General features: G+C 61.9%; 3 protein-coding genes. All 3 read left to right on the forward strand.

The window, feature by feature from the left end; translation table 11 throughout:
- On the forward strand, positions 1–634 hold a 634-nt coding region (locus ACH2EH_RS16440), incomplete at its 5' end, for an enoyl-CoA hydratase/isomerase family protein (RefSeq protein WP_395143239.1).
- 63 nt (positions 635–697) lie between these two features.
- Positions 698–2,716, forward strand: coding sequence for a 3-hydroxyacyl-CoA dehydrogenase/enoyl-CoA hydratase family protein (locus tag ACH2EH_RS16445; protein ID WP_395143240.1), 2,019 nt, complete (start codon positions 698–700; stop codon positions 2,714–2,716).
- A 46-nt stretch (positions 2,717–2,762) separates the two neighbouring features.
- Positions 2,763–3,743, forward strand: a 981-nt coding sequence (locus ACH2EH_RS16450; RefSeq protein ID WP_395143242.1) for an adenylate/guanylate cyclase domain-containing protein, incomplete at its 3' end; no start/stop codon positions are given.

Here is a 3,743-nt window from a genome sequence, read left to right on the forward strand (position 1 = left end):
CGGTGATCTTGTGGCAATTGAGGCGGACATGAAGCAGTGCCAGGAGACATTTCTGCGGGTGAAGCACGCCACTATCCCCACCGTCGCGGCGATCCACGGCTACACCCTTGGGGCGGGCTGTGAGCTCGCGCTACACTGTGGACGGATTGTGGCCTCACCCGAGACGGCACTGGGCCTGCCGGAGTGCGCGGTGGGAGTGATCCCGTGCGGCGGCGGCATGAAGGAGGCGCTCTTCCGCTTTGGAAACGCTCAGGCGGCTTTTGAGGCAATTGCCTTCAACCAGAACTCGACCAGCGCCCACGATGCGAAAAAGCGCGGCTGGCTGCGCGAGAGCGATAGGATTGTTCGCAATGCCGACCAGCTTCTTGTGGAAGCACGGGGCGCTGCCAGGCTGCCTGTCCCTAAGCTCACAGGGCCACCGGCGCACGCGGGCTTGCTCGCCCTTCCTGTCTCCCTCACGGGACAAGATCGCGTGATCGCGGAACAACTAGCCTGGGTGCTCACGGGCGGCCCCCTCAATGAAACCGCACTTCTGGAGCGAGAGCGGGCGGCTTTTCGCGTACTTGCCCAAGAGCCGCTCTCCATTGCCCGGATGCGCACCTTACTGGACACGGGAAAACTACTGAAAAACTGAGTTTTACCCATTTTGACAAAATTTTAAGTATACTGAAGGCGATTCTCAAGGGAGGGAGTTACCATGCGCGAGAGTGGTCTCGGGGTTGTTATTGGCGCAAGCCCCCTAGGCGTTGGGATTGCGGCACAGCTTGCAAATGCAGGCTGGCATGTCCGCTTGCTTGACTCATCACTGGAGCTTGCGGCAAAGGCGCTGGCACAGCTTCGGATGGCACGCCCCCCTCTGCTTTTTCTCCCCGAGTATCTGGAGCGTATCGAGCCGGGCAATCTCAATGATCTGACGGCATGCCTGGAAGCGGACTGGGTTGTTGAAGCGGTTGCGGAGAACCTGGAGCTCAAGCGCCGACTGCTGCAGCGCTTAGAACTCTTCATCGGACCGACGACTGTGGTGACGACCACCACGCGCTATCTCTCTCTGGCAAGCCTGCTGGAGGATAGAAATGAGCTTCTCCAGGAACGCTTTTTCGGGACGCATTTTACGTCGCCGCCACGCTATCATAAGCTGCTTGAGGTCATCCCAACCGCTTTTACCAACCCGGGGCTTCTCGCGCAGTTCTGCACGTTTGCCGAGGAGCGTCTCGGGCACCGGGTGGTTCTGGTGCGCGATAGCCCGGGCTTTGTGGCAACCCGTGTCTTTACGGCACACTTTTTTGATGTGCTACATCTTGCTCTGGAGAGTGAGCTGGATATTGAGCAAGTGGATGCGCTCACGGGCCGCTTGATCGGGCGCACCCGTGGTATCTTTCAGACGGCAGATCAGCTTGGACTAGACTCGCTCTTACAGCAGGCACGGGCACTGGCCACTGCGCTCCCCGACGATCCCTTGCACAATCGGCTGACTCTGCCTGTGGTACTGGAGACCATGCTGGCCAATCGAACCTGGCGGGGGTTCTGGCCGCGTGAGGGAAACCTTGTGCTAGACTTAGCGACGGGAACCTACCGTGCACCCCAGGCTGTCCACCCCAATCCCCAGGACGCGTTTCTGGTCTGGGTGCAAGAGAGCCTATTTGCCTACCTGGATGCCATTCGCCCGCAGATCGCGACCAGCGAGGTCGCGGTAGACCAGGCGATGGAGTGGGGCTTTGGGTGGGATAAAGGGCCTTTTGTCCTAGAGGCAGAGCGCCGAGGCCGTCTTTACGCGGTACCATCACCCGCACCGGAGTATCTGGAGCTCAGCCACTGGCCCGTCACAGAGCAGGGACCGCTGGGCGCGTTCCGTGATCTGGGCGACGGCGTGGCGTGTTTTTCCCTCCATCCGCCTCAGAATCGCCTGACAATGGCGACCCTCGACGCGCTCTTGGTGGCGCTGGAACGTGCCGAGCGGGATTTTCTCGCGCTCGTCGTCACGGGAGAAAGTCAGGACTTCACCGCGGGGTTCTCGCTACAGCGCTGGTGGCAGGCAATCGCGCATGGCGATTTTGACGAGATTGAATCGGATATTCGATCCGCACAGGCCGCCTACTTGCGGCTTTCCCAGGCACGCGTTCCCGTGGTTGGGGCGGTGCAGGGGTTTTCTCGCGGAGGCGGTGCGGAGCTTGTGCTACACCTTCCGTCGTTGCACCTCGCGCCGGAGACCTATCTGGGGCTGACCCAAGTGAGTGCGGGACTGCTGCCCAGTTTCGGCGGAATTGCGGAGCTCTTTACCCGGCTGGGCGATGCGCGGCAAGTGCTCCAGTTGGTGATGGGAGGACAGATGACAACCTCCGCTCACGAGGCCCAGCGCCGTGGATTTCTGCGCCCCACGGACACGATCGCCCACAACGGGGATCGCCTGTTTTATGAGGCCCGGCAGCAGGCGCTGGAGCTCTCCGAAGCCCCGCGTGCCTCGGCAGCTCTCTCGCCAGCCCCGTGTGATCCCGCACCGCTCCGCTCCGCAATGGCCGAGCTGCATGCCGCCGGGCGCATCACGGCGCACGAGCTACGACTCTCCGAAGCGGTGATCCAGGTTCTCACAGGAGGCCCCAACGATGCCGCGTCGTTGCGCGATCGCGAGCGTATTGCCTGTCTGGAACTCTGCCATGAGCCGCTCACCCAGGCGCGAATTCGGCACTTACTAGAAACAGGCCAGCCTCTGCGTAACTAGTTGTGGTTGGGAGACCTTTGGGAGAGTGGTCTGGTAGAGTCTTTTCATGAACGAACCCTGGAGTATTCAGCTTTTTGGAGGACTACGCGTCCGCCAGGCCGAGCGCGTCGTTACACGATTTCGCACGCAGAAGACCGGAGCGCTGCTCGCCTTCCTCGCCTACCACCGCCAGCATAGCCACGCAAGAGAAGTTCTCATCGAGATCTTCTGGCCAGAGACAACACCCGAGTCAGGAAGGCACAACCTCAGTCACGCACTCTCCAGCCTCAGAAGCCTACTGGAGCCGCCCGGAGTGCCCGCAGGAACCGTCATCATCGCCGATCGGTTCACCGTCGAACTCAACCCCGATGCCTTCACCACCGACGTCGCCGAGTTCGACCAGGCACTCCGAAGCGCTGCACAGGCACGAAACACCCCCGAGCACGCCTCGCTGCTGGCACTAGCCCTCGAAAAGTGCACCGGCGAGCTACTGCCCGGCTACTACGAGGACTGGATCGAGCCCGCACAGGAGCGCATCCGCCAGCGCTTCGAGCAGGCCGCAACACAGCTCAGCGCCCTCCAGCAAAGGGAAGCCACACCAGAAGTCCCCGCTCCCGTCACGGCTCCCACGAAAGTCGCTGTGGAGAATGTGCTTCCCACCGGCACGGTTACCTTTCTATTCACCGACATTGAGGGCAGCACTCGGCTCTGGGAGAGAGTGGGGGACGTCTTTCGCGTGGCTCTGTCTGCCCACCATACCGTGATGCGCCACGAGTTCCGGCGCAGTGGCGGGCACGAGGTCAAGGAAGCGGGCGACTCGTTCTTAGTCGTCTTCGCCAGTGTGGGCGATGCGCTTGCCTGCGCCCTTGCCTGCCAGCGCACTCTGAACAAACAGCCCTGGCCCGAGGCTATCGGTTCTCTGCGTGTGCGCATGGCGCTGCATACCGGGGATGTCGAGCTGGCAGGCGGCGAGTACCACGGCATCCTGTTGCACCGTGCGGCACGCATGCTCTCTGCGGCGCACGGGGGCCAGATCCTCTGTTCTGAG

Origin of the sequence: Armatimonas sp. (genome assembly GCF_043760365.1) — a bacterium.
Taxonomy (GTDB): Bacteria; Armatimonadota; Armatimonadia; order Armatimonadales; family Armatimonadaceae; genus Armatimonas.